The organism is Synechococcus sp. SynAce01, assembly GCF_001885215.1.
Taxonomy (GTDB): domain Bacteria; phylum Cyanobacteriota; class Cyanobacteriia; order PCC-6307; family Cyanobiaceae; genus Regnicoccus; species Regnicoccus frigidus.
Genome location: NZ_CP018091.1, coordinates 233,618 through 258,801, shown reverse-complemented (window position 1 = coordinate 258,801; position 25,184 = coordinate 233,618). Strand labels below are relative to the sequence as shown.

29 protein-coding genes are annotated in these 25,184 nt (G+C 61.5%); 18 read left to right on the top strand and 11 right to left on the bottom strand.

All coding sequences use genetic code 11. The features are described from left to right. Positions 1-6 precede the first annotated feature (6 nt). The 5 genes from BM449_RS14850 (at position 7) to BM449_RS01380 (ending at position 4,050) form a co-directional block, all read left to right on the top strand. Entirely contained in the window at positions 7-735 is a 729-nt protein-coding gene (locus tag BM449_RS14850) for a hypothetical protein (RefSeq protein ID WP_145537314.1), read from the top strand. A gap of 457 nt (positions 736-1,192) precedes the next feature. Further along, positions 1,193-1,975 carry an IS3 family transposase gene (locus tag BM449_RS01395; protein ID WP_120352736.1) on the top strand — a complete coding sequence of 261 codons (783 nt, stop codon included), beginning with the start codon at positions 1,193-1,195 and terminating at the stop codon, positions 1,973-1,975. A 495-nt stretch (positions 1,976-2,470) separates the two neighbouring features. Then, entirely contained in the window at positions 2,471-2,980 is a 510-nt protein-coding gene (locus BM449_RS01390; protein ID WP_071799772.1) for a DUF1993 domain-containing protein, read from the top strand. Positions 2,981-3,181: 201 nt separating this feature from the next. After that, entirely contained in the window at positions 3,182-3,397 is a 216-nt protein-coding gene (locus BM449_RS01385; RefSeq protein WP_071801837.1) for a chlorophyll a/b-binding protein, read from the top strand. 53 nt (positions 3,398-3,450) lie between these two features. Then, positions 3,451-4,050, top strand: a complete 600-nt coding sequence (locus tag BM449_RS01380) for a hypothetical protein (RefSeq protein ID WP_233830918.1) — start codon at positions 3,451-3,453, stop codon at positions 4,048-4,050. Between the two features lie 58 nt (positions 4,051-4,108). Here BM449_RS01380 and BM449_RS14845 read toward each other — a convergent pair whose 3' ends face one another. From BM449_RS14845 to BM449_RS01370, 3 genes are all read right to left on the bottom strand, one after another. Continuing rightward, complete coding sequence (locus BM449_RS14845; protein ID WP_145537311.1) at positions 4,109-4,291, bottom strand: hypothetical protein; 183 nt, start codon at positions 4,289-4,291, stop codon at positions 4,109-4,111. Between the two features lie 89 nt (positions 4,292-4,380). Beyond that, positions 4,381-6,057: a mechanosensitive ion channel domain-containing protein gene (locus tag BM449_RS01375; RefSeq protein WP_083544591.1), complete on the bottom strand. Its 1,677-nt coding sequence runs from the start codon at positions 6,055-6,057 to the stop codon at positions 4,381-4,383. Further along, positions 6,054-7,235 (bottom strand): glycoside hydrolase family 10 protein, encoded by a 1,182-nt coding sequence (locus tag BM449_RS01370; protein ID WP_083544318.1) that lies wholly within the window; start codon positions 7,233-7,235, stop codon positions 6,054-6,056. The genes BM449_RS01375 and BM449_RS01370 overlap by 4 nt, the downstream gene beginning before the upstream one ends. Positions 7,236-7,291: 56 nt before the next feature. On the opposite strand from BM449_RS01370, the gene BM449_RS01365 reads away from it, so the two are divergent. From BM449_RS01365 to BM449_RS01345, 5 genes are all read left to right on the top strand, one after another. Then, a complete protein-coding gene (locus BM449_RS01365) occupies positions 7,292-8,275 on the top strand; it encodes an ATP-binding cassette domain-containing protein (protein WP_186437675.1) in 984 nt (327 codons plus the stop codon). Continuing rightward, positions 8,272-9,084: an ABC-2 family transporter protein gene (locus tag BM449_RS01360; RefSeq protein WP_071799771.1), complete on the top strand. Its 813-nt coding sequence runs from the start codon at positions 8,272-8,274 to the stop codon at positions 9,082-9,084. Before BM449_RS01365 ends, BM449_RS01360 begins: the two co-directional genes overlap by 4 nt. A gap of 2 nt (positions 9,085-9,086) precedes the next feature. Continuing rightward, a complete protein-coding gene (locus tag BM449_RS01355) occupies positions 9,087-9,872 on the top strand; it encodes an ABC-2 family transporter protein (RefSeq protein WP_071799770.1) in 786 nt (261 codons plus the stop codon). A gap of 201 nt (positions 9,873-10,073) precedes the next feature. Next, positions 10,074-11,027, top strand: coding sequence for an IS1595 family transposase (locus BM449_RS01350; RefSeq protein ID WP_071799713.1), 954 nt, complete (start codon positions 10,074-10,076; stop codon positions 11,025-11,027). Positions 11,028-11,301: 274 nt separating this feature from the next. Further along, positions 11,302-12,291: a fatty acid desaturase gene (locus BM449_RS01345; protein WP_233830916.1), complete on the top strand. Its 990-nt coding sequence runs from the start codon at positions 11,302-11,304 to the stop codon at positions 12,289-12,291. Positions 12,292-12,862: 571 nt separating this feature from the next. On the opposite strand, the gene BM449_RS01340 is transcribed toward BM449_RS01345, so the two are convergent. Next, positions 12,863-13,594: a hypothetical protein gene (locus tag BM449_RS01340; RefSeq protein WP_071799768.1), complete on the bottom strand. Its 732-nt coding sequence runs from the start codon at positions 13,592-13,594 to the stop codon at positions 12,863-12,865. Positions 13,595-13,724: 130 nt separating this feature from the next. Then, a complete protein-coding gene (locus tag BM449_RS01335) occupies positions 13,725-13,868 on the bottom strand; it encodes a chlorophyll a/b-binding protein (protein WP_071799767.1) in 144 nt (47 codons plus the stop codon). Between BM449_RS01335 and BM449_RS01330 the strand changes: the two genes are divergently transcribed. Both BM449_RS01330 and BM449_RS01325 read left to right on the top strand, forming a co-directional pair. Next, the gene (locus BM449_RS01330) at positions 13,867-14,214 is read left to right on the top strand and encodes a hypothetical protein (protein WP_145537203.1); all 348 of its coding nucleotides are present in this window, start codon (positions 13,867-13,869) and stop codon (positions 14,212-14,214) included. The genes BM449_RS01335 and BM449_RS01330 overlap by 2 nt on opposite strands. Before the next feature lie 218 nt (positions 14,215-14,432). Further along, complete coding sequence (locus BM449_RS01325) at positions 14,433-15,149, top strand: DUF305 domain-containing protein (protein WP_071799765.1); 717 nt, start codon at positions 14,433-14,435, stop codon at positions 15,147-15,149. A 7-nt stretch (positions 15,150-15,156) separates the two neighbouring features. On the opposite strand, the gene BM449_RS01320 is transcribed toward BM449_RS01325, so the two are convergent. Next, entirely contained in the window at positions 15,157-15,762 is a 606-nt protein-coding gene (locus tag BM449_RS01320; RefSeq protein ID WP_233830913.1) for a cupredoxin domain-containing protein, read from the bottom strand. Next, positions 15,759-17,846, bottom strand: coding sequence for a copper-translocating P-type ATPase (locus tag BM449_RS01315; protein ID WP_233830910.1), 2,088 nt, complete (start codon positions 17,844-17,846; stop codon positions 15,759-15,761). Before BM449_RS01315 ends, BM449_RS01320 begins: the two co-directional genes overlap by 4 nt. Positions 17,847-17,921: 75 nt before the next feature. Here BM449_RS01315 and BM449_RS01310 point away from each other — a divergent pair, with 75 nt between their 5' ends. After that, positions 17,922-18,350, top strand: a complete 429-nt coding sequence (locus BM449_RS01310; RefSeq protein WP_233830907.1) for a heavy metal-responsive transcriptional regulator — start codon at positions 17,922-17,924, stop codon at positions 18,348-18,350. A gap of 56 nt (positions 18,351-18,406) precedes the next feature. Then, entirely contained in the window at positions 18,407-19,072 is a 666-nt protein-coding gene (locus tag BM449_RS01305) for an SDR family oxidoreductase (RefSeq protein WP_071799763.1), read from the top strand. Positions 19,073-19,087: 15 nt separating this feature from the next. Here the strand turns inward: BM449_RS01305 and BM449_RS01300 are convergent, their stop codons facing one another. Then, the gene (locus tag BM449_RS01300; RefSeq protein ID WP_071799762.1) at positions 19,088-19,972 is read right to left on the bottom strand and encodes an SHOCT domain-containing protein; all 885 of its coding nucleotides are present in this window, start codon (positions 19,970-19,972) and stop codon (positions 19,088-19,090) included. Positions 19,973-20,131: 159 nt separating this feature from the next. Here BM449_RS01300 and BM449_RS01295 point away from each other — a divergent pair, with 159 nt between their 5' ends. Beyond that, the gene (locus BM449_RS01295) at positions 20,132-20,521 is read left to right on the top strand and encodes a hypothetical protein (protein WP_071799761.1); all 390 of its coding nucleotides are present in this window, start codon (positions 20,132-20,134) and stop codon (positions 20,519-20,521) included. A gap of 72 nt (positions 20,522-20,593) precedes the next feature. On the opposite strand, the gene BM449_RS01290 is transcribed toward BM449_RS01295, so the two are convergent. Beyond that, positions 20,594-21,142, bottom strand: a complete 549-nt coding sequence (locus BM449_RS01290; protein ID WP_083544317.1) for a DUF3122 domain-containing protein — start codon at positions 21,140-21,142, stop codon at positions 20,594-20,596. A gap of 127 nt (positions 21,143-21,269) precedes the next feature. Between BM449_RS01290 and psbA the strand changes: the two genes are divergently transcribed. From psbA to BM449_RS01275, 3 genes are all read left to right on the top strand, one after another. Then, positions 21,270-22,349, top strand: coding sequence for a photosystem II q(b) protein (gene psbA, locus BM449_RS01285; protein WP_071799760.1), 1,080 nt, complete (start codon positions 21,270-21,272; stop codon positions 22,347-22,349). An 82-nt stretch (positions 22,350-22,431) separates the two neighbouring features. Then, a complete protein-coding gene (locus BM449_RS01280) occupies positions 22,432-23,049 on the top strand; it encodes a DUF3365 domain-containing protein (protein WP_071799759.1) in 618 nt (205 codons plus the stop codon). 57 nt (positions 23,050-23,106) lie between these two features. Continuing rightward, on the top strand, positions 23,107-23,646 hold the full coding sequence (locus tag BM449_RS01275; RefSeq protein ID WP_071799758.1) for a cytochrome b/b6 domain-containing protein: 540 nt from the start codon (positions 23,107-23,109) through the stop codon (positions 23,644-23,646). Positions 23,647-23,803: 157 nt separating this feature from the next. On the opposite strand, the gene BM449_RS01270 is transcribed toward BM449_RS01275, so the two are convergent. After that, positions 23,804-24,187, bottom strand: a complete 384-nt coding sequence (locus BM449_RS01270) for a hypothetical protein (protein WP_071799757.1) — start codon at positions 24,185-24,187, stop codon at positions 23,804-23,806. A gap of 130 nt (positions 24,188-24,317) precedes the next feature. Then, the gene (gene ppk2, locus BM449_RS01265) at positions 24,318-25,139 is read right to left on the bottom strand and encodes a polyphosphate kinase 2 (RefSeq protein ID WP_071799756.1); all 822 of its coding nucleotides are present in this window, start codon (positions 25,137-25,139) and stop codon (positions 24,318-24,320) included. Positions 25,140-25,184 lie beyond the last annotated feature (45 nt).

Below are 25,184 nucleotides of genomic sequence, written 5' to 3'. Positions count from 1 at the left end.
GCGTTTATGAAAAATACGGAAGATTTTAAAATATTTTGGTGGTTTGTCCTTGTGATCGTCATAGGCCTCTTTCTGTACAGCAGACAGGACGACCTAATAAGTGGAAAACCTACTTATTTTGATTCAATAGTATTTATTATATGGATTGGCATCTGCCTTGCTCCTATTTTTCAAGAAATGGATCTATTCGGAATCAAGCTTAAGCAAGATATTCAAGAGCTGAAGAAAGATTTGACTCATCAATTAGCAATATTAAAAACCGAAGTTACTTCCTCTATTGAAGTTTCTTCCGCTAACAATAATCAAATATATGTAAATACAAATCCCGAACCTCCAAAGGATTCGGAAATCCCAGATTTATCAGCTCAAATTCAAGATGCACTAGCCAAGCTAGGTATTAAGGCAGAAGAAACAGAAAATCTACGCGAAAAATATGCTGGTTCGATTGAAACAGAGATGTTCGAGGTTAGGTTGGCTTTTGAAAAGCTTCTTCGCCGGCACTCTATAGCATTCGGGCTTGATAGCAAAAGAGTCTCTGTTGGGAAATTGTTGTATCAACTAAGACAGTCAGATTACATGCCTAAAGAGATTGTCATTGGCATACAAGAGGTCATATCAATTTGTAACTATGCAGTACATGGCGAGAATATAACTAATGACCAGGTCTATTTCGTTAGGCAGTCTGCGCCTAGTCTTCTAAAAGCATTGGAGGATAGTCTTGGTAAAAGCCTATAACAAATTTCTTAAATATCGTTCCGGCGCAAAAAGCTGCGCCTCCACTGGACTCGCTAACGCTCGCCTGGGGTTCCCCTGATTCTGTGGACAGGTCGCTAAGGGTCACGCCATAACCTCCAGACTCTCCATCAATGACCAATCCCACCAAGACAAGGCGTAGGTTCACGGCGCAGCAGAAACAGGAAGCTGTCGCGTTCTGCCTCCAAGAGGACCTCTCTTGCTCTGCCGTCGCCCAGCGGCTGGGCCTTCCCTCCAGCAGCCTCGCCAACTGGGTTCGCCAGGCCCGGATTGACCGTGGTGATAGCGGCCCCAAGGACCAGGGCCTGCTCACAAGCGAGGAACGCTCTGAGTTGAATCGACTCCGCCAGGAGAACCGTGAGCTCAGGAGGGAGAAGGATTTTTTCAGGCTGGCGGCAGCGCACTTTGCCAAGGAGCAGCTGCCGCCAAGAGGTTTTGCCTGATTCACGACCTGGAGGCCCGCTTCTCCGTCTCCTGGCTGTGCCGGCAGCTGGGGCTGGCCCGCAGTGGCTACTACGCCTGGCGACAGCGGCAGGAGAACCCAGGGTCAAGGGCCCGGGAGGATGCAGTGATCACCGCTGAGATCCAGGAGGTGTTCCAGCAGCACCGTGGCTTCTACGGATCACCGCGTGTGCACCAGGAGTTGGCTGCTGCCGGCCGCCAGGTCGGGCGCCACCGCGTGGCCAGGCTCATGCGTCGTGCCCAGCTGCAGGCCAAAACCCGCAAGGCATTCCGCCCCTGCCGCAAGGCCAGCAGCAGCGTCTGCGGGGCAACGGAAAACCTGCTGCAGCAGGACTTCCAGCCCTCGGCTCCCAATCGCAGCTGGGCCGGCGACATCACGTATATCCGCACCAAGGCCGGCTGGCGGTACCTGGCCGTCTGGATCGATCTGTTCAGTCGCCGGGTCGTCGGATGGAAACTCGACAGCCGGATCGATACCGCTTTGGTGATCGAGGCGCTCAACCGAGCCCTCGGTCATCGCCAGGTCGAACCCGAGAAGCTGCTGATCCATACGGACCAGGGCAGCCAATACCGGGCTACTGACTACCGCGATCTCCTGGAGAAACACGAGATCGTGTGCAGCATGTCCGCCAAGGGCTGCTGCTGGGACAACGCGGTGGTGGAGAGCTTCTTCTCCACTCTCAAATTCGAGCTGGATCTTGATGACGACCGTAAGGATCTGACTTCACCCCAGCAACTGCAAAACGATCTGGCCTTCTGATCGAGGGCTACTACAACCGTGAGCGCCGCCATTCAACGATCAGTTACCTCGCTCCGATCGATTACGAGCAACAGTTCATCACTGCCCCTACACTCGTATCTGTGAACTCCTGAGCGGTGTCCACGAAATCGGGGCAACTCCATTGATTTACGGTAGCATGAACTCCGTGCAAGAACTCCAGCTTGTTAATGCCTAAGGGGCCGCCGGCAACTACCTCTCTGTAAAAAGGCCTGATTAATGTAGGGGCCGCTCAAGCTCACTCCGCAGTCGGCCAGTTTTCCGGTGGTTCATCCGCATGAATCACGCCAACTGTCTGCTAGCGATGCAACGGATCGGCGGGCTGCAAAAACTTTGGCGATCGACCACTGCCCCCACGCCCCTCCCCCCACGCCACTGCCTTATCACAACTGTCTTGGAACCTGGAGCGCCACTTGTAAGCCGCACGCAAGCCCCCACCTAGACTGCTTTTATCTGCAATGGCTAAAGCGCTTGCCCATGGAACTGTCGATGCATGTGGCGGCGGTGCCGCCCCTGAAGCGCGCGCTCAGCAACCTGGCTGCAGTTCTGGCCAAGGGCCAACAGCATGCCGAAGCCCAGGGAATCGATGCCGAGGTGCTGCTGCAGTGCCGCCTCTATCCCGACATGTTCCCATTGGTCCGTCAGGTGCAAATTGCCGCAGACATCGCCCGGCGCGGCGTGGCCCGCCTGAGCGGCAGTGAGGCCCCGGCTGTCGCTGACACCGAGACCAGCTTCGGGGAGTTGATCAAGCGGCTGGAGGACACGGTCGCCTACCTCGACAGCGTGACGGCCGAGCAGCTCCAAGGATCAGAGATCCGGGAGGTGACGGTGCCGGTGGGCCGTGGGGCGACGATCACGATGCAGGGCTGGCCGTTCCTGAGCAGTTTCGTGTTCCCAAATGTTTACTTCCACATCACCACCGCCTACGACCTGCTGCGCCACAACGGCGTGGTGCTGGGCAAGCGTGATTTCCTGGGCGAGCCGTAGGCGCCCATGGATCCATTCAGGTCTTGGGGCTTCGCTTCTCTACTGACCTTTTTTGTGGTTTAAAACTGGTTGTGTTTGGCCACTTCAGGCACTGTTTTGCACCTTTCCAGCCCTTTTTGGTTGCCCTAGTCTCCCAATCCCATGAGTGATCACACGCCCAAATCAATCCCCGATCCAACGCCCCATCCAACGCCCAATCCCATGCCTGATGACGCGTTCAATTACGAACCCGTTGAGCGCTTTGGTGCCAGCATGACCGGTGATCTGCCCTGGAATCGCTCGGCATTGGTTGGGGTGGAACGCCTCAATGGCCGGGCGGCCATGCTCGGCTTTGTGGCGGCGATCGCTGGTGAACTGATCACCGGCGAAGGCATTGTCGGTCAACTGCGGTTGATGCTGCTCTGGCTGCTCGGCTGAGCCAAGGCCTAATGGACGCGGCACGTGTTGCGGTTTGAGCAAAGACCAGACCCGTGTTGTTGGTGATCGTCGCTGGCCCCACTAGCTTGGGTTTACAGATCAGGTTGATTGTTTCAGGCCGGATTGTTTCAGGCCGGATTCCCCAACTTCGCAGTTTTCTGATGGATTCCCGCCCCAGCAACGACTTAGCCTCAGGGCTACAGGATCTTGCCCCGATCCCTGGCTCTTCCAGCCTCGGCGAAGCGCTTCTAAGCATGACGGGCGATCCCGGTTCATGCATCCCCTTCTTGGTGCGATTGCTTGAGAACCCAAGCAGCAGGTTCGCTTTGCCGGGCAACATCAACTTGTACCGGCATGATTGCCTTCACCTTTTGCTGCGCAGGCACTTCTCCCTTGATGATGAGGCCTTCGTCGTTGGTTTCACGATGGGAAACGATCTGCGAACCAACGGGTTTCATCTGGCACTCTTCAAGTTCTGCTCCCTGCTGTTTTATCCAAAGCCCTATCGATTCTCCTGGAAGCACTTGTTTGCCTTTGACTCCGGTTTAGCCCTGGGTAAGAAGGCCAAGGTGAGGAACATCAGCCAGGTTGATTTCTGCAGCTATGAACAGCAGTCTCTGCAATCCTTGCGCGATTGGATCGGGATCAGCTGACGATCAGATCAGCGGGCAGAGGAACCAAACCAACAGGGGCGGGCGGCTGAGCCTGCGTTCAAGGGAGGGTGAACCCTGAGGTGTTCAGGTGCTTGAGATCCAGCAGAACGACCGTCAGCCACACCAGCAGGCCCACACCGCCGATCGATCCGATCACGACCAGCAGGCCAGCGATCGCCGAGGTTGAAGACTTTTTCTCGTTGGGCACGGTCGGCCGTTGCTGGTGTGGCAAGTGTGTCACAAGCTGAGCTTGCCCTTCGTTGTCAGATGAGGATCTAGTCAGGTCAGGATTCTGTTCGATGAGAGCATGTTGGCCCGGCAGTCATTGGCTCAGCAGCCTGCTTCCGGTGAGGCTGGGGGGGGGCTTGCGCTGCGGCTGGAGGCCTGCTCGCGCAGAGCATCGCTCAGTTCGCTCGGCAGGCTGAGCTGCAGACTGCCGGGCCGTAGATGCAGGTCGCGCTGGGGGAAGGGAATCGTGATCTGGTGTTCACGCAGGGCGGCCTCGATTTTGAAATTGAGCTCGCTGATGATTTCGTACTGCCGCATCGGCTGGGAGATCCACACCAGCAGGCTGAAATCCAGGGAGCTGTCACCGAACCCCTTGAAATACACCTTGGGTGGTGGCTCACTCAGGATCCCGCCATAGCCTTGGCAAGCCTGGATCAGCACCTCGCGCACCTGCTGGCAATCCGATTCATAGGCCACCCCCACCGGCAGGATCAGCCGCGATGTGGGGCTGCCATGGCTCCAGTTCACCACCTGAGATTCGAGAAATTCGGAGTTGGGAACGATGATCGCAATGCGATCCAACGTCACCACTTCGGTGCAGCGCAGGCTGATCCGTTGGACAGTGCCCTGGAGTGCGCCGATTTCAACGAAATCACCCACTTCGATCGGCCGCTCGAAGATGATGATCAGGCCACTGATGAAGTTCTTGGTGATGCCTTGCAGGCCCAGGCCCAGGGCCACCCCGAACACACTGGCGAACAGAGCGAGGGAGCTCAGATCAAGCCCCCAGAGCTGCAGCAGCACCAGCGAGCCCACGAACAGCAACGTGTACTGAACAATGAAGGCGATCGCTTCCTGGGAGCCTTTGCCGATTCCGGTGTACCGCAGCACCCGGGTGCGCAACAGCTGATGCACCACCCCCAGCCCTTTGGCCAGCAGCAGGAACAGGGCAATCAGAACGAGGATGTCGAGAACGGAGTAACTGCGCTCGCCCAGGGGCAGGAAGGGTGAGGCCAGGCTGTCGGCCAGCGCGTCCCGAATCTTTCCGAGCCAGGTTCGGCTCACCGGAAACAAGCTGATGCAGCGGGCGATCACGCCGATCCAGACCGCCAGCTGCAGGGTTCGCAGCAGGAAGCGCAGTAACAGCCTGGAGCCCTGCAGGTCCGGGGCTCCCACCTCCGCTTCACGATCCGGCGGGACCATGGCCTGTGGAAACAGCCGCCGAAAGGCCAGACCCAGCAGACGCTGGACGATCCAGGCACCCAGAAGCAAGCCGAGGCTGATCAGCACCAGTCGCAGCACGGTGGCGGGTTGGCGTTCCTGCCGGCCCCGCTCGATCGCGCGCCCCAGCTGCCGCCTCCACACCTCCGCCAGGGCCTCCGGGCTGACGCCTTCAGGTCCATCGCGCCTTGTCACTGTCAGCAGTGGCTTGTCATCGATGGCGATGACCGGCAGCCCATTGCGCTCCACCACGGAGACCTCGGCGGGATCGTTGGCGGCCACCGTGTCGCTGAGCACGTCATTCACGGCCTCCACCCGTTGCTCGGCGCTGTAGTCATTTGAGGAGCGCACCCGAAACAGCTCGATCCCGTCAACCACCACGAACGCTGAGCCGGGATCCAGCTCCGCGCTCTCAGCCGCCGCAGCCGGCCCGACCTGGGCGGGAGCCAGCCCCGGGGCCAGAGCGAGAGCCAGGCCCAACAGCAGGGGGGCCAGGCAGAGCGCGAGCGATCGCTGTAGCCGAGTCAGCAGCCGACTCTGCAGAACACGCACCCTCATGAGCGGCGCCATCGGCGTGCCGGGATCGGGAAGAGGTCCTGCAGGCTGGCCTGGCGCACCTCCACGGGCTCGTCGGTGTGCTCCCAGAGGCTTTCGAAATAGAAGAAGGCCACGCCCAGGCCACGCTGATGCGTGGCGCTCACCTGGTCTGTGATGCGCTGGATCGGAACTGTGCTGGTGCGCTGGCCGCTCATGATTCCCACGGCCGTTGGAATCTTCTGCTTGCTTTCCTGTAGTTCAGGGCGATTAAGCTCGGCGGCGAAGCTGGGCAGATCGGGCCGGTAGAGCTGCACGATCACCTCGTCAGCAATGCCGCGCCGCATCCATTCAAGCCAATCCTGGAGCTGGAGTTTGTAGGCAAAGTCGTAGTAGTTGGGGGAAACAGAAATAATCGCCTTCGGTTTTGCCGCTTTCACTGCCTTGTTTAATCTGGTCATAAAGGCGGTGATCTTGTCGGCACGCCACTTCACCCAACCGGGGTCTTCTGGGTTGGCTGGTGGGGCTTTTTTGGTCTCTTTGGTGTAAAGGGCCACGGTGTAGTCGTCATAGCCGAAACTCCGCGGCAGGCTCATGTGATCGTCGAACTGAATGCCGTCGCCGTCGTATTGGCTGGTGATCTCCAGCACCAGCTCGGTGATGAACGCCTGCACCTCCGGGTGGAACGGATTCAGCCAGACCACCTCCCCGGCGGCGCTGATCGAGGTTTTGCCGCCGTCGCGCTTCTGGGTCAGCCAGGTGGGATGTTGAACGGCCAGTTCTGAGAAGGGCGGCGCCATGAAGCCGAATTCAAACCAGGGAATCACCAGCAGGCCCCGGGCATGGCCCTCCTTGATCACATCAGCGAGGATGTCTTGCCCTTCTAAGCCCTTGAACGAAAACGACTGAATCTTTCGCCGCTTGGTCACCGCGCTGGTGTGATAGGCGTAGCCGCTGTTCCAGACCACCGGGTAGATGGTGTTGAAGTTGAGGCGGCTCAGCTCGCCCAAGGCGGCCTGCAGGCGCGGACGGCTGCGCAGGGTGTCCATGTCGTTGCCGGTCAGCCAGACCCCGCGGATTTCTTTCTGAGCCAAGGCTGGCGCTGGAACCGGCTCAGAGTCTCCCGGCCTGGCGGGCAGCACCACCAGCAACCAGGCCAGCAGCAGGCAAAGAGCGCGGAGCAGGGTGCGGTATCCCCTCATCCTCGCCACCCCAGCTTCTGACCAGTGATCCTAGGAGCTGTGTTCCGCCAGGCTCGATGCCGATCATCTCCGCCCGCGGCCTCTCCAAGACCTACCGGGTGGCCGACAAGCAGCCGGGCCTGGGCGGCACCCTGCGCCATTTCTTCGCCCGCCGCAGCCGTGATGTGCAGGCGGTCAGCGATGTCAACTTCACGATCGAGCCCGGAGAGATCGTTGGCTTTCTCGGCCCCAACGGCGCCGGCAAGACCACCACACTCAAGATGCTCACCGGCCTGATTCACCCCAGCGCCGGAGAGGTGGAGGTGGCCGGCTGCGTTCCCTTCCGCCGCCAGGCCGGCTTCCTGCGCCAGATCACCCTGGTGATGGGCCAGAAGCAGCAACTGATCTGGGATCTGCCGCCGCTCGATTCGCTGCGGGTCAATGCTGCCGTCTACGGCATCGACGACAGCGAAGCCAAACGCCGCATCGACGAGCTGGCCGGCATGCTCGATCTGGGCGAGGAGCTCACCCGCCCGGTGCGCAAGCTCTCGCTCGGCCAGCGGATGAAGGCGGAGTTGCTGGCGGCCCTGCTGCATCGTCCGGCCGTTCTCTTTCTCGATGAACCCACCCTGGGTCTCGATGTCAACGCCCAGGCACGGGTGCGTGAGTTTCTCGCCGATTACAACCGCCGCCATGGCGCCACCGTGCTGCTCACCAGCCACTACATGGCCGACATCACCGCCCTCTGCCGCCGGGTGTTGCTGATCCACCAGGGGCGTCTCTTCTATGACGGCAGCCTGGACGGCCTCACCGAACGGCTTGCCCCCCATCGCGAAGTGCGTTTTGAGCTGCGCGATCCGCCACCGGCGGCGGCCTTTGCCTCCTATGGCACCTTTGAATCCCAGGATGGTCAGCAGCTGCGGCTGTTGGTGCCGCGCTCTGAGCTCACGGCCACGGTCGGCCGGCTGCTGGCCGATTTCGACGTGCTCGACCTGGAGGTGAGCGATCCGCCGATCGAGGAGATCATCGGCCGGCTGTTTCGTCAGGGGGCCGTGTCATGAGGGGCAGCCGCAGGCTTCGTTTCGCTCGCGGGTGGCGCATCGCCCGGGTGCTGCTCTCCACCCAGTACGCCTACATGCTCGAGTACAGGGCTGAAATCGCCCTCTGGGCGCTCTCGGGCGTGCTGCCCTTGATCATGCTCGGGGTCTGGAGTGGTTCGGAGGCGGCCGGTGGCCTGGGGCTGAGCCCGGAGCGCCTCAGCCGCTACTTCCTGTCGGCTTTTGTGGTGCGGCAATTCACGATTGTCTGGTTGGTGCATGTCTTCGAAGAAGACGCGCTCCAGGGCCGGCTCTCGCCCTATTTGCTCCAGCCGCTGCACCCCCTCTGGCGCTATCTCGCCTCCCACCTCTCCGAGCAGGCCACGCGCTTGCCGTTCGTGGTGCTGATCATGGCGATCTTCTTTCTGTTTCAGCCCGCCGCCTTCTGGCTGCCCAGCCCGGGCGGCTTCCTGCTGGCCGTGGTCGCCATCCACCTGGCTTTCCTGCTGCGCTTCCTGTTTCAGACCGTGATCACCATGCTCTGCTTCTGGACCGAGCGCGCCGCTGCACTGGAGCGGCTCTTGCTGATTCCGTACCTGTTTCTCTCTGGTCTGGTGGCGCCCCTGGAGGCTTTCCCGGAGGGGGTGCGTGCCTTCGCCTTGCTCACCCCTTTCCCGGCGATGCTGTCGTTTCCGGCCCAGTTGCTCGCCGGTGAACCGGTGGATCTGGCCGGTGGCCTGATCACAATCGGCGTCTGGGCGGCTCTGCTGCTGCCCCTCGCCCTCTGGCTTTGGCAGGCGGGCCTGCGCCGCTATTCGGCGATGGGGGCCTGAGGATGCGAAACCTGCGGCTGTTGCGGCGGTTCTGGGCCACATCTCTGGCCGCTGACCTGGAATACCAGGTGAACGTGCTGATCGAGTTGCTGGCCGTGGGCGGCAACCTGGCCGGCAGCCTGTTCGTGCTCTCGCTGCTGTTCGGCCAGGGCGGCAGCCTGGGCGGCTGGAGCTGGGAGGAGGCCCTGGTGGTTCTCGGCCTCTACACCCTGCTTGACGGCATCACCAGCACGGTGCTGCAGCCGAACCTCAGCACGATCGTCACGCACGTGCGGGAGGGCACCCTCGATTTCGTGCTGCTCAAGCCGGTCGACAGCCAGTTCTGGCTCTCGGCGCGCACCTTCTCCCCCTGGGGGCTGCCGGGGGTGGCTGCCGGTCTTGCTCTGATCGTGGTGGCCGCCGCCCAGGCTGGCGCCAGGCCCGATGGCGCCAGCGTCGTCGCGGCCCTGGTGCTGTTGCTCAGCAGCACCTTGATCCTTTACAGCCTCTGGTTCGTGCTGGCGGCCACCAGCATCTGGTTCGTGAAGGTCTGGAACGCCACCGAGGTGCTGCGCGCCGCCCTGGTGGCAGGCCGCTACCCGGTCAGCGCCTATCCCGTGGCCTTGCGCACGTTTTTCACCTTTGTCCTGCCGGTGGCTTTCCTCACAACCGTGCCGGCTGAGGCGATTCTCGGCCGTGGCTCGGCTCCCTGGCTGCTCGCCTCCCTCGCGGTGGCGGCGTTCTGCCTCTTGGGCAGCCGCAAGTTCTGGCAGTTCGCCCTGCGCTTTTACACCTCGGCATCGAGTTGATCGCCAGCCTGGGTTCAAGCGGCTGCAGTTCTCTCTGGGTCAGGGTTTGAACTTGTTGCATTCCGATCCCCGCTGCGATTGAAAACCCAGGAGCTGTCGTGTGCTACGAGTTTTGGCTTGAATCGACTTGATTAGGCAGCAAGCTCCGCAGGCAGCCCTTTTGGGACCTAGGCTGGTACGCATATACCAGTCGTCACTGCCATGGCTATGAATCGGATCCAGTTCCAGGCCAGCCTGTCGCTGCCCCAGTTTATTGAGCTCTACGGAACCGAGCAAAAATGTGAAGTTGCCCTGGAACAGGCGCGCTGGCCTGATGGTTTCCGTTGCCCACGTTGTGAGGGCAAGGAGTACGGGCTCATCATTGGCAGGCGCCACAAGCGCTATCAGTGCCGGAGCTGTCGTCATCAAGCCACCCTCACGGCCGGTACCATCTTGGAGGCAACAAAGTTACCTCTGACCACCTGGTTCCTTGCCTTCTACCTCGTCGGCCAAGCCAAGACAGGAATCTCCTCACTAGCTCTGAGGCGTCATCTCGGTGTGAACTACCGAACGGCATGGTTGCTTCAGAACAAGATCATGCAGGCAATGAAAGAACGTGATGGCGCCTATGTCCTCAGAGGAAGGGTGCAGGTGGATGATGCCTACCTTGGCGGAGAACGCTGTGGTGGCAAGCCTGGTCGTGGATCGGAGAACAAGGTGCCGGTCGTGGCAGCCGTCTCTGTCGATGAGGCGGGCCACCCCCGGTATATAAAACTTGCCACCGTGCCCACGTTCTCTTTTGCCGCTATTGCTGATTGGGCCCAAGATTCACTGGCGATAGGCTGTGAAGTGATCTCCGATGGGCTGGCTTGCTTTCGCGCCGTTGCAGAAGTCGGTTGCTTCCATCATCCTGTGGTCGTAAAGGGTCGTCATCCCAATGAATTACCAGAATTCCGTTGGATTAACACGGTGCTCAGCAACTTGAAAACCAGCTTCAGCGGCAGCTTCCATGCCCTTCGCTTCGAAAAGTACGCTGATCGCTACTTGGGCGCCTTCAGCTACCGCTTCAATCGGCGGTTCAATCTGGCGGCAATGACCGAGCGTGTGGTTCATGCCATCTGCAGCTGTCAAGCACGGCCGGAACGACTCCTGAGGTGTGCGGAGTTTGCTACCTAATCGAGTGAATCGATGCTCGAGGGGTGCCACAGGTGGGCCAGTCGGCGGTTAGATTTCGCCTCAATCCATGATTCGTTCGAGGAGTGTGCTTGGTGGTTTTGATTGATTTATGAGCCAAGCTGTTTTTCTCTCGCCTGCAGACCAAGTTCCAGCTTCCACTTCTGAACATTCCGGGCCCCGTTCCTGGCCCACCAAACAACAATTGCTGGCTTGCCTCCCTGAGGAGATCAGTGAAATAGACACCGGAAAGGCCTGGAGATGCCTTGCTTTTTCGTTGTCCACGTCTCTTCTGGCCTATGGCGTTGGCTGCCTGATTCCACTGCAGTGGGTGTTTGCTCCGGTCTGGTTGCTCTATGCCGTGATCACTGGAACCTTGGCAGGCGGCTGCTGGGTGCTGGCCCATGAATGCGGCCATAACGCCTTCCATCCCAACCGCACGGTGGAGAACGCTGTCGGGCTGGTGCTGCACAGCTTGCTGCTTGTGCCCTATTTCTCCTGGCTGCGCAGCCATGCGGTTCACCACGCCAATTGCAACCATCTCGAAGCTGGCGAAACCCATGTTCCTTCCCTGCTCGAATCGGCGTGGGGATCGTTCAGCCTCTGGTTCAAAGGTGTGTTGGGCGAATCGGCCTATGGAGTCGTTTCTGTTGTTGTCCACCTGCTAGTCGGCTGGCCGCTCTATTTGATGTTTGGCATCACCGGTGGGCCAGCGCAGGGTTTTCCCACCTCCCATTTCATTCCCATCCCCCAGGTCAGCCCCGGAAGCCGTGAGTTGTTTCCAGGTCGCTGGAAAGGCCTGGTGCAGATGTCCAACATCGGCCTGGTTGTGGTGTTTTCGCTCATGGTCTTCTGGGCCATGCAAACGTCGCTGCTGCGGGTGCTTTGCGTGTATGGGTTGCCTTACCTGGTGATCAATGCTTGGTTGGTTTGCTACACCTGGCTGCAGCACACCGACACCGACATTCCCCATTTCACGGCTGACGAGTGGAACTGGGCGAAGGGAGCCCTGCAGACCGTTGACCGTCCCTATGGACCGTTGTTGAATTTTCTGCACCACGGTATCGGCTCCACCCACGTGGCTCACCACCTCAGCTCACGCATTCCCCACTACAACGCCTGGCGTGCCACTGAATTGATCCGCGAAGCATTCCCCGAAGTTGTCCGCTACGACCCCACACCGATTCATCTTGCTCTCTGGAGAATTGGCCGTCAGTGCAGCTACGTGACACGCAATCCAGCCGACGGGGGCTATTACTACAGATGATTGCAACTGTGATTAGATCTGTTTGATCAGGCCTTGTTTGGTCTGATCAGTACGATTCAGTCATGTCTGATCTGGTTGTTGAATAGATTCTATGTCAATCGGGTGCTGAGACAAGCCCGCTACCGTTCATGATGACCTGCGCACTCGTTCTGATTGAACGGTGGCACAGGTCGTTTTTTTTGGAGTCATGTTTTCTGTTGTTTTGGACTATCTAAGCATCGGAAACTATCCCGAGTTGAGGCCAAACCTGGAAATGGATCGTGGAAGCCATAGATTGACGAGGCGTTCCAATGAAGCGTTGACCTTCTCCCTTGGCAGCCTTAAACGCTGATCAGACTTTTTGCTTTGAAGTTGCTTCTTGACGGCTGGCTTCACTGGCTCAGCATTACGGATTGCGCCGCTCCTCCGCCCGCAGCCTTGGTGGGCTTAAGGATTGCTTTAGATTTGCGGCTTGCAGGGCTTCTCCATGGCAACCTCGATTCCCCTTCTCGCTGCCACAGGCCTGGCTGGTCTGGCTTTGGTGAGCCTCACGATCGGTCTGCTGATCTGATCGAGGTGGGTGCTGCAGGGGTCAGAACACCGTCAAGGTGGTGATTTCTTTGTAGGCCTCGTCGGCCATTGTGTCCACCTCGAATGACGTCCAGGTGGCCCAGTTTTCCGACTTTGTCGGCGTGGTGCTCCACTCAATCTGTCGCCCCTGATAGGTCAGTCCCACGCAGGTGAGGGCCTGGTCGTCGGCCATCAATGACCAAAGCACATGCACGTCCTGACGGTCGTAGCTCACCGGTTTGGCTTCGACCGGTTGGTCGGGCAGGAAGCCCGGCAGGCTTTGCAGCTGGCGTTGGTTCTCCCAGCAGAGATAGCGGCCGTTCTCGGTGGGATAGAACCAACAGGTTTCGTTTGCGGCTTCGCGCAGGGGGAAACGGTCGAGGCAGCGGCAAGCCTCGATCTCCATCTGGAGGGCTGGATGGCCTGAGACAGCCACAGCGGCCGCTCCGCTCAGTTCGTAAACCGCGAGCCAGCGGGAACGGGGTTCGAGATGGGGCACCGTCGCATCACAGATCCGGTCACTTCCCGATTCATCGGCAACACCTGGCAACGGATCGGCTCCAGCCAGGACGGCCAGCCCTTCAGACACCAGTTCATCCAGGGTTTTGGTCTCCTCCTTGGGGACCTTGAAGATCCGCAGGGCAACGCCACCGCTGATTCCCTTGTGCTGCGCTGTCAGCAAGGCGTCCCAATCGGGATTCTCACCAGGCAGGTCCGCTTCGGCGGCCAGCACGAAAATGATTGCAAAAGCCATTCAGCAATCCTGATGGAGAAGAGCCAAAAACAAAACCCGGATGGTGGTCCATCCGGGTAAAAAAACCTGAATCCGAAAAGACCGATCGGACGTCTGGTTCAGATTTCAGGAGAACGACTGGCGCTCTGAATCAGCCGAGGCCGATCTGGGAGAGGATTCCCTGGCCGGTGAGCAGCTCGGTGCCCAAGCCGATCACGAAGCCGAGCATGGCCATGCGGCCATTCCAGGTTTCAGCGAAATCAACGAAGCCAAAGCGGGAGGTGGAGTCAGCCATGGTGCTGGTGGTGGTAACTGCAAGAAGTGTAACAGCCTATGAAGCAATGTGTCACTTCCTTTCGGCTATTGGGCCTGCCCGGTTTCGCCTCTTGCTTTTCAAGTTGGCGCCTGCAGCATTTGCAGCCTTTGCCAGGGTGCGCCCCTTCTTCGCAGAGTGCGGTCCATTGCACTTCTCTGGCAATGGTGGTTGCAATCGCCTGATTGGCGGCATCGAGCTCGAGGGTGATCGCCTCTGTTTCGGCACGGCGCTTGAAGGCGTGCGGCGCTGCAGCATCGACCGTCGCAGCCTTCTGCTTCAAGGCGGGGCCGGCAAGAACCGCTTGCTTTTCCAGGCCAGGCAGTGAGGCTGGCTTGATCGGCCCGAGGACACCACCTCCATCATTCCCAGGAAATCGCAGCAACGCCTCCCCCATCGATGAATTGAGGCAAGTGGAAGAGTTGCTGATCAGCTCGTCGACCGATGGACTTGTTAGCCGGCTTGCGCCGATGGCACTGTTCCCCTAGTCCTTGACTCTCCAGTTGAGGGGAGACCATACGGTGAGTGGACTCCTGATCCCCTGGCATGCGTCCTTTCTTTCTCCTTGGTGTATGGATCGGCCTCAGTGGTTTCGCCGCTTCCGTGCCGGAGGCCCGTGCCCAGATGGATCCTCACCATCACCACACGGCACCGATGGACCACACGGCACCGATGGACCATGCGGCACCGATGGATCACGGTGCCCACGCCCATGACGTTGGCCCGGCCGGAGCCACCTTCGACCTGCGCTTCCTCGACGGGATGGTGCAGCACCACACCGGGGCGTTGCGGATGAGCGAATTTGTGTTCGGGATTGGCGAGCCGGGCGTTGGCGCCCTGGCCAATTCGATCTGGCGCGAGCAAGCCGCTGAAATCCGGGCGATGGGGCTGTGGCGAAAGGCCTGGTATCCCGAGGCCCCCGCCTACCCCGTAGCCCTGGCTCCCGGTGCCGATCCAGACAGCCTCTCGGGCCTCATCCGCATGAGCCAGGCCCAGATCGAGGGCATGCGCATGATGGGCGAGGGCCCCACCAGGGAGAACCGGGTGGTCTGGTTTCTCGAGGGGATGCTTGAGCATCACGGCGGGGCGTTGATGATGGCCCACGATGCCCTCGCCAAGAGCTCCAACACCACGATTCGTCGCTTTGCGCGGCAGGTGATCGTGGCCCAGCGGGCCGAGATCATCGCGCTGCGGCGGATGCTGGCGGTGGAAGGATTACGCAAACCCGCCTACTACAAGTTCGACAATCTCTTTGCCCTTTGAGCGAGGCTCATTCTCCTGGCGGCGCGTCTCGCTCCACCACTTCAAGCTCGCCGCGCACCATGTTCATGCCGCAGTGGAAGGGGTAGCGCCCCGGCTTCTCCGGCAGCAGCTCCAGCACCGTGGTGTCGCCGACGGGGAGATCGAGAACGCGCTGAAAGTCGGGGAAGAGCACCTGGGCCACGCAACTGCTGGGATCGAGGCGGTGGAAGGCAAGCCGCACGGGCTGTCCTGCCCGCACCCTGATCCGCCTTGGCTCGTAGCCGCCATCGACGGTGATGGTGATCTGCTGGATCCCATCTCCCCTGGAGGCCGCCAGCGTCGCCGGTTTGCTCGCCCCCAGAAACCACCACAGCTCCAGCAGGATCAGGCCCAGCCCGCCGCTGGCCACCAGCAGCTGCAGGCCCAGGGGCTGGGCGGTGCGCCGCCACGGCCCGGTCTGCATGACGGCCTCCATGCCAGCGGCCTGTGTACCGCTGGCTTCAAAGCGCTCGACGGCGATCGGCTTTTGGGCCAGCAGCTGTCTGGAGGATGGGAGCGAGGCCGGTTCGGAGGCCATCGCCACCGGCAAAGCCACTGCTACCGGCAAAGCCACAGCCAGCAGGATCGTGATCATGGCTGCACCTCCGCCAGCTGCCTTTCAGCCAACGCCGGCGAGGGGCGGAACTGGCGCAAGCGCAGGGCGTTCATCACCACCGAGACAGAGCTGAAGGCCATGGCGGCGCCGGCGATCATCGGGCTCAGCAGCCAGCCGGTGAAGGGAAACAGCACGCCGGCTGCCAGGGGAATGCCGGCGGTGTTGTAGACGAAGGCGAAGAAGAGGTTCTGGCGGATGTTCGCCATCGCCGCGCGGCTGAGCTCGATGGCGGTGGCGATGCCGCGCAGATCGCCACTGAGCAGGGTGATGTCGCTGGCGGCGATCGCCACATCGGTTCCGGTGCCGATCGCGAAGCCCACATCGGCCACCGCCAGGGCCGGAGCGTCGTTGAGGCCATCGCCCACCATGCCGGTGATCTGGCCGCTGCGCTGCAGGTGCTCCACCACGGCGGCCTTGTCCTGGGGGCGCACCTCGGCGATCACCCGCGTGATGCCGAGCTGTGCGCCGATCACTTCGGCGCTGCGCCTTGCATCGCCGGTGAGCATCACCACCTCCAGGCCCAGGCGCCTGAGCGCCCGCACCGCCTCCGTGGAGCCGGGCTTGAGGGCGTCGGCGATGCCGAAACAGGCCTCCAGTCTGCCGTCCACCACCACGGCGGCTGTACTGCGGGCCGCGTCTTCCAGGCGCTGGGTGAGTGGGGCCAGGGCCGTCATCGGCAGGCCGAGTTCCTCGAACCAGCGCGGAGTGCCGATCCGCACCTCCTGGCCCCCCACCGTTCCTTGAACGCCTCGACCAGCGATCGCTTCGAAGCCCTGCACGGCCGGGAGTTCTGGGTCGCTCAGCTGGCCGCGCACGTAGCTGACGACCGCCTCAGCCAGGGGGTGTTCAGAGCGGGATTCGAGCGCGGCCGTCATCGCCAGCAGGGCCCTGGCCTCCACCCGCCCGCCACCGACCCGCTCGAAATCCGTCACCTCCGGCTGGCCGCGGGTCAGCGTGCCGGTCTTGTCGAGAACGATGGTCTGCAGCTTGCCGGCTGTCTCAATGCTTTCAGCACTGCGGAACAGCAGGCCGTTCTCTGCTCCTTTGCCCGAGGCCACCATGATCGAGGTGGGCGTGGCCAGCCCGAGGGCGCAGGGACAGGCGATCACCAGCACACTGACGCTGAACAGCAGGGCCAGCACTGTGTTGCCGGTGACCAGGAACCAGATCACGAAGGCGCCGATGGCGATGGCGATCACCACGGGAACGAACCAGCCGACCACCTGATCCGCCAGTTTCTGCACCTGGGTGCGCGAGCTCTGGGCCTGACGCACCAGTTCAACGATCTGGGCCAGCAAGGTGTCGCCGCCGATGCGGGTGACGCGAAAAATGAAGCTGCCGCTGCGGTTGAGCGAGGCGCCGATCACTTCATCGCCGCTGGCCTTGGCCACGGGGGTGGGTTCGCCGGTGAGCATCGATTCCTCCACATAGGAGCTGCCCTCCTCGATCAGACCGTCGAGGGGAATGCGTTCGCCCGGGCGCACCTGAATCCGCTCGCCCACCACCACCTGGCCAACGGGCAGATCCACGGCTGTGCCGTTGCGCAGCACCCGGGCGGTGGGTGGCTGCATGCCGATCAGCTTGCGGATCGCCTCGGAGGTCTGTCCGCGGGCGCGGGCTTCGAGCAGATTGCCGAGCAGCACCAGCCAGATCACCACCGCGGCGGTTTCGTAATACACGTCTGCCGGCAATCCCTCGGCCTTGAGCACGCCCGGAAACACCGTGGCGAAGAGCGAGCCGAGATAGGCGAAACCAGTACCGGCGGCCACCAGGGTGTTCATGTCCGCCCCATGGCGGCGAAAGGCGGCCCAGGCGCCGCGGAAAAAAATCCCGCCGCACCAGGCCATCACCGGGGTGCAGAGGATCAGCTGCGTCCATGGGCTCGACAACCAGGCGGGCACAAACGGCAGCGGCTGGCCGAGCATGTGCGGCAGATGGGCGATCACGATCAGCCCGGTGAGCACCGCGCCGACAGCCAGTTTTCGGCGCAGCAGGGTCAGTTCCCTCGCCAGCTCCCGATCAGGGCCGGAGCTGGTGGCGCAGCACGGATCGCTGACGGACACGGAATCAGGAGCAAAGGCCAACCTTTACCTTAGAGTCTCCATCTAGGTGGAGAGTCAACCCTTGTGGAAGTCGTTGTGAAGAAGACCGGCCTGCAGGCCGGTAAGCAGGCCGGCATGAAGATCGGTGTGCTGGCGGCCCGCAGTGGTCTGCCGGTCAAAACGTTGCGCTACTACGAAGAGCTGGGCCTGCTGCCGGCGATCGGCCGCAGCCAGGGGGGCTATCGCCTGTTCGCCGAAGACAGCCTGCGGCGTCTGGAGTTCATTCGCCGTCTCAAGACCCTTGGGCTCAGCCTCGAAGAAATCCAGGGATCGCTGGCGGTTCATGACGCCGGTGATTTGCCCTGCGGCGACATTGCGATCCAGCTGGGGCGCCAGATCGAGCGGATCGATGGCCAGATCAAGGAGCTGCGCCAGCTTCGCCAGGAACTGCAGGGGCTGCTGGCGGGCTGGCAGAGCCATCCGGCCAGGGAAGCGGAGCTGATCTGCCCAAACCTTCAGGTGTGAGCGCACGCGCCTGACTTCCTACGCTCCAACGACTGGCAGCAGCAGCTCTTCAGCCCATGGCCACTTACCTGATCACCGGCGCCAACCGCGGCATCGGCCTGGAGTATTGCCGTCAGCTGCAGGCCCGCGGTGAGCTGGTTGTGGCGGCCTGCCGCCAGCCATCGCCGGAGCTGGAGAGCCTGGGTGTGCGCCTGGAGGCGGGGCTGGAGCTCACCTCCGGCGAAGCGATAGCCGGCCTGGTGGAGCGGCTCGATGGGCTGCCGATCGATGGGCTGATCCATAACGCCGGCATCGTCGAGCGCACCAACCTGGAGCACCTCGATGCCGGCAGTCTGCGGCGCCAGTTCGAGGTGAACGCCATCGCCCCTCTGGAGCTCACCAGTGCCTTGCTGGGCCAGCTGCATCCAGGCGCCAAGGTGATCCTGATGACCAGCCGCATGGGCTCTATCGACGACAACACCTCGGGCGGCTCCTACGGCTACCGGATGTCGAAGGTGGCGCTCTGCATGGCCGGCAAGTCGATGGCGATCGATCTCAAGCCCCGGGGGATTGCCGTTGCCCTGCTCCATCCCGGCCTGGTGAGCACCCGCATGACCGGCTTCAGCGAGCAAGGCATCACAGCTGAGCAGGCGGTGACGGGCCTGCTCGCCCGCATCGACGCGCTCAGCCTGGAGACCTCCGGTAGCTTCTGGCATGCCAATGGCCAGCTCTTGCCCTGGTGAGGGCTGGGGTTGTTCCTAGAGGCGGCTGAGCAGCTCGGCCTTTTTGGCTGTGAACTCGTCCTCGGTGAGGATGCCTTTCTGCATGAGCTCCCCGAGACGCTCCAGGGTGGCGAAGACATCGGTACTGCTGGCCTTGCTGGCCGCCGGGTTCGATGGTGCAGAGCTGGATGGAGCGGCAACTGCAGCGCTCGGTGCTTGAGGCTCAGCCTGGGCGGCTGCAGGAGTGGCCGTGGGGGCTGCTGTGACGTTCACCGCTGGCAGGTGGGTGAGGCTGATGCTGCCGGTGCCGGTGCTAAACACCACGCCGCCACCGGACGACTGCTGCTGGGAGAGGCCGGAGATCTGGTGGCCGCTGGTGTCGTAGACACTGACGTTGCCGTTGACCTTCACCGCCAGCCGGCCGGCGGCCGGGAAATAGGCGTAGTGCATGTCGTTCTGGGAGCCGCTGGAGCTTGGGGCGCCGAGACCTGCTGGCCACCAGCTGTCCTGGGGGTCGGCGCTGAATAGCGCGCCGGAGCCAAAGCTCATCGGCTGCATGCCCGTGGCCATCTGCATGCCACCGCCCACCTGCATCTGCTGGCTGCCGCCGCCGCTCTGGCTCTGCGACTGGAAGCTTCCCTTTGGAAAGAGGTCGGGCTGGCTGGCGACGGCTGCGGCCAATCCCTGGCAGAGCCCATCGACGCGGGCCTTGAGCCCCTGGTTGAACATGTCACCCAGCATCATCATGCCGCCGTTCATCCATTGGCCGGAGCCGGCGAATTCGGGGTGATTGAACTGGGCCATGCCGCCACGCCCCTTAAGCACCGCGAAGGTCATGTGCAGCACGGCGTCCTGGCTGAAGCCATAGCGCTGGGCCAAGTCGTTGACGACTTCAAGCCCTTCGGCCGTGAGTTTTTCCATTGCGATGTTCTGGCTGAGCCAAATCCTGTGCGAGTGCCGGTGCAAATCCCGGCTGAATCTGAAGCGATTTTTTAACCTATCACCACCACCTGGCCAACTCCGTGGCTTGGAGCACCGGATGGCTCTGTCTAGGGTTCCAGCAGACCTGCAGGCAGCGCCATGGCCATCGTCAATCGCTGCGCCGTCGGGATCTACCCCGCCGCCCATCTGCTCGCCTGGGCCGAGCGGCTGGATCTCGACACCACGGCGGGTGGAGCCCGGGAGCCCTGTCTGTATCTGATCCCCGATTTCGAGACGAACGACGAAGCCGAAGAGATCCTCAAGGAGATCTACGAGGCGATCTTTGAGGCGGAGCTCGACTTCTGGAATCGCGACAGCGGCACCTGGCCGGCGGAGCACACCTATTCGGTGTTTCGCAAGTGGTTTGAGGTGCGCTTTTACCCCCTGATCCAGGACCTGGTGGGAGAAGAGATCACCGCCACTGAGCTCGATGAGGCGTTCATGGGAGATCTGCGAACGGCTCTGGAGGGCCTGGAGAATCCCTCCTGAGCAATGCATTGACGCCAGCGCTTGCATCGACGCCCCTGGGACTTCCGCCGCAGCAGACCTCAGCGCGCCCGATCAGCTTCCCTGCCCAGCCTTGAGGCCGATGGCTTCAACGATCTCCGGTGAGAGCATCAGCGCCTGATCGGTCCCGTTCTGGAGCGGAATCGCCAGTCGCAGGGGCAAGATCGCGCTGGGCCTGGGCTGCAGCCTGGCCAGATCGAACTGGGCCGAACTGGCTGGAACGGCTGGATCGCCTGCCGGCACCTGTTCCTCGCTGTGGTTAGCCAGTTGCCAGTGGCTCCCCTGGCTGTCTTCGAGTTCGAGGCCGCGTTGGTGGTCGAGCTGCTCACCGAGAGCCAGGGCCGTCAGGCGCAGGCGCCAGCCCTTCGGAAAATCCGGGTCGGGTTGCTCAAACAGGCTGATCGCCCAGCCATCGCCGTTGGTATCGGCCAGTGACCAGCGCTGAATCTCAGCTGCAGCCTGGACTGGCACGGCAAAGGCCAGCACGGGGGCGGCCAATAGCAGGGCGACCAGAAGGCTGAGCAGGCGGGCTCGCCAACGCCGCTGTGGCCCAGGCGTCGTCGGCGGCTGTTGTGACTGGAGGATCGGAGCAGAATGACTCATAGCAGCATGTGCGACCTAGGCCGATATATCGTTAGTATTGTAGGAGGGTCGGGAGGGCTTTTGCCGAATGTTCGCTCTGGCCAGGCCAGCTCGTCCCGCTCCGACTCCTGTCTTCTGAGGTCTCACCATGACGTCAACCACCTTCAAGCGCTCCCGGGGCAATCCCTGGAATCGCTTCACCGACTGGGTCACCAGCACCGAGAACCGCCTCTATGTGGGCTGGTTCGGGGTGTTGATGATTCCCACCCTGCTGGTTGCCACCAGCTGTTTCGTGGTCGCCTTCATCGGCGCGCCCCCCGTTGACATCGATGGCGTTCGCGAGCCTGTTTCCGGTGGTCTGCTCTATGGCAACAACATCATCACCGCCGCGGTTGTTCCCTCCAGTAACGCGATCGGCCTGCACTTTTACCCGATCTGGGCCGCCTCCAGCCTGGATGAGTGGCTCTACAACGGCGGCCCCTATCAGCTGATCATCTTCCACTTTTTGATTGGCATTTTCTGCTGGATGGGACGAGAGTGGGAGCTCAGCTACAGGCTGGGCATGCGTCCTTGGATCGCTGTGGCCTACTCAGCCCCAGTGGCTGCTGCCACCGCCGTGCTGCTGGTCTATTCGGTGGGCCAGGGCTCCTTCTCCGATGGCATGCCCTTGGGCATCTCCGGCACCTTCAACTTCATGCTGGTGCTCCAGGCTGAGCACAACGTGCTGATGCACCCCTTCCACATGCTGGGAGTCACCGGTGTCTTCGGCGGGGCCCTATTCGCCGCCATGCACGGCTCACTCGTCACCAGTTCACTGGTGCGGGAGTCCACCGAAACCGAATCCCTCAACCACGGCTACAAGTTCGGCCAGGAAGAAGAGACGTACAACATCGTGGCCGCCCACGGCTACTTTGGCCGTCTGATCTTCCAGTACGCCTCCTTCAACAACAGCCGCAGCCTGCACTTCTTGCTGGCCGCCTGGCCGGTGGTGGGCATCTGGTTCGCGGCCCTGGCCGTGGCCAGCTTCTCGTTCAACCTCAACGGCCTCAACTTCAACCACTCCGTGCTGGATCACCAAGGCCGGGTGATCAACACCTGGGCCGATGTGCTCAACCGGGGTGGCCTGGGCATCGAGGCGATGCACGAGCGCAACGTGCACAACTTCCCGCTTGATCTGGCCACCAGCGCCAGCACCCCCGTGGCCCTGACGGCACCAGCGATCGGTTAGTGGGACTTTGACCCCCGCCCAGTCGATCCCAGGACGGCGCCCACCGCCTGCTCGCCCCGCTCTCTTGCCTGGAGTCCAGCCCATGACGTCCTTTCTCTTCGCGCTGCTTGCCGCCTTGCTGCTGAGCCTCACGCCCCCAGCGGCTTGGGCTGCCCAAAGCGATCGGCCGCCGACCCGCTCTGCCGTCGAACCAGCTGAGCTGGCCCGGGCTGTGGCGGAGATGGAGCAGCTCGATCGGATGCGCGTGAGCCTGGCCTCCACGCTTGAGGGCAGCAGCGAGGAGCCAACGCTGCAAACGATGAAGGAGGTCTGCAAACCGGTGGGCCTGCGGGCGATGGCGATCGGTAAGGAGAACGGCTGGCAGGTGCGCCAGGTGGCCAGCAAGTTTCGTAATCCCGACCATGCGCCCGCCACGGCCCAGGAGCGGCAGGTGCTCGATCTGTTCCATCGCCAGCCGGCGATCACCGGACTGTGGCAGCCGGCTGGCGCCGAGCAGGCGAGCGGCGTGAACTATTACCGCCGTATCAACGTGGAGCCCAGCTGCCTGGCCTGCCACGGCAGCAAAGCCAGCCGGCCTTCCTTCGTCAAAGACAACTACCCCGCCGATAAGGCCTTCGATTTCAACGTGGGGGACCTGCGCGGCATGTACGCCGTGTTCATCCCCGAGCTGCAACAGGCGTTGGCGGAAGCACAGAACTAACTGGTGCTGCTGGCTGACGCCGCCTGAGGCAAGCTTTTCCCATCTGCAGCCATCTGGATGCCCCGCCCCTATCAACCGTCCTTGCTGCGCTTGCTCCATGGCGGCACGGCCCTGGCGGTGCTGGGTTGCTGGATCAGCGGCCTGATCGTTTACAGCCGCTATGACGGCCGCTGGGGGCGACTTCCCTTCACCCCAGCAGGCCACTGGATTGACCTCCACGGTCAGATCGGCGTGTTGCTGTTGCTGCTCGCTGTGCCCTTCCTGGCCTACTCCTTGAGCCTGGGCCGCTCACGCCTGCGGCGATCAGCCAATTCCGTGGCCCTTGTGGCCCTGGCCCTGGCCATCGGCACGGGCAAGTTGATGCAGGAGGACTGGCTCAGGCAGGGAGAGCTGAACCACCTCGCCTATTCCCTGCACCTGCTGGCCTGGCTGCTGATCGCCCTCACTGTGCTGGTTCACGTTGGCGCCAGCCTGCAACTGGGCGGCTGGCCGCTGCTGGCCTCGATGACCAATCCCGCCGTCAAAAAAGGCGACCTTCCTGGCGACTGGCCGGGCCAGGTGCGGCGGTTTCTGAGGCGAGGCAGCGGAGCATCCTGAGCTTATCCAGTTCGTGACAGTTGGTGGTATTAAATCCTGCTGTCTATTTTATAAACAACTGGCAAGGAATCCTTGTCATGGACCAGCTGAGAAGTTGTCTAGTGGCTTCTCTATAAGCTAAAAGTCACGTTTCCCTGTGATGCAGATATGGCCCGAGTTACTGAGCGGATTCAAGGGGTTCACCGGGCAGGAAGCGCTGGATGAACTTCTCCAAGGTGATCGGTCCGCAACGGGGCTGCCAGCTGGTTCCCCCAGGCATTCGCCGCCAGTACTGCACCTGTAGATGGGAATCATCCCCAGCGAGTAGCTCCAGTCCATAGCGGTATTCAGCATCTGCAGATTGATCTGGAGTGGCCAGGGGTTCCGCTCGCGGCTGAGTTTCCAGGAAGGCGTTAAGAAAACCAGCGGAGCTGGGGTTGTGGCGGCGGGCCATGGCGAAGCGCCAGGCGGCTCCGGTCGGGTAGCCATCGTGGTGCAGGTAGAGATGGCGGATCGGAGCGCCTGGAAAGCCTCTGAAGGAATAAACTGCGCGGGTGGCCAAGGCGGTGGGGCGGCTGTACTGATCAGTGCCCCAGGCGTCTCACATGTCTGGGCTGATGGACAAACTGTGGTGACCCTGGCCAGTCCTGAGGTGACGTCCAAAAAACCCAGACCGGCGCAAGGCGACCAGCTCAGTTGTCGATGAACAGTGAATGGGCTGTACGCACAACCCGTGGATCGGGCTCACCGACGGCGTCGTGGTCTTTGAGCTCGTAGTTAAGGGCGTGGAGAACGCTGCGGATGGCGCCAAGACGGGCCCGTTTCTTCTCGTTCGAGTTAACGATGGTCCAAGGCGCCACGAGGGTGTCGGTGGCGAGCAGCATCTCATTGCGAGCTTCGGTGTACTCGCCATACTTCTCCACGCTCACCTCGTCGATGGGCGACAACTTCCACTGCTTGAGTGGATCCTCGCGCCGGTCTTTGAAACGCAGCTTCTGGCGGGCTTCTGACACGGCAAACCAGAGCTTGAATAATAGAATTCCACTGCTGACGAGTGACTGTTCGAAGCCAGGAACCTGGCGCAGGAACAAAGCGTGTTCCTGCGGTGTGCAGAACTCCATCACCTTCTCAACGCCTGCCCGGTTGTACCACGACCTGTCGAACATCGTGATTTCGCCGGCCGATGGCAGGTGCGGAACATAGCGCTGGAAGTACCACTGGGTCGCTTCGGCATCGTTGGGCTTAAGTAGCGCCACATGTTCACTGCCGCGAGGGTTCAGGTGTTCGCGGAAGCGCTTGATTGATCCGCCTTTGCCTGCCGCATCGCGACCTTCGAACAGGATCACCACGCGCTGTCCGACAGCCTTGATATGGCGCTGAGCCTTGAGCAGTTCGATCTGAAGCACTTCGAGGTCTTGTTTGTAGTCTTTCTTGTCGATCGGTTTGTCGTAGGGAAGATTGTTCTGCATCTCCTCAATTGTCTCGACGGGTGATAGACGTTGCTTCTTGCTCATGGGCCTACTTGGATCGGGCGGGAGTGGTTGATGCGCTGGATCAAC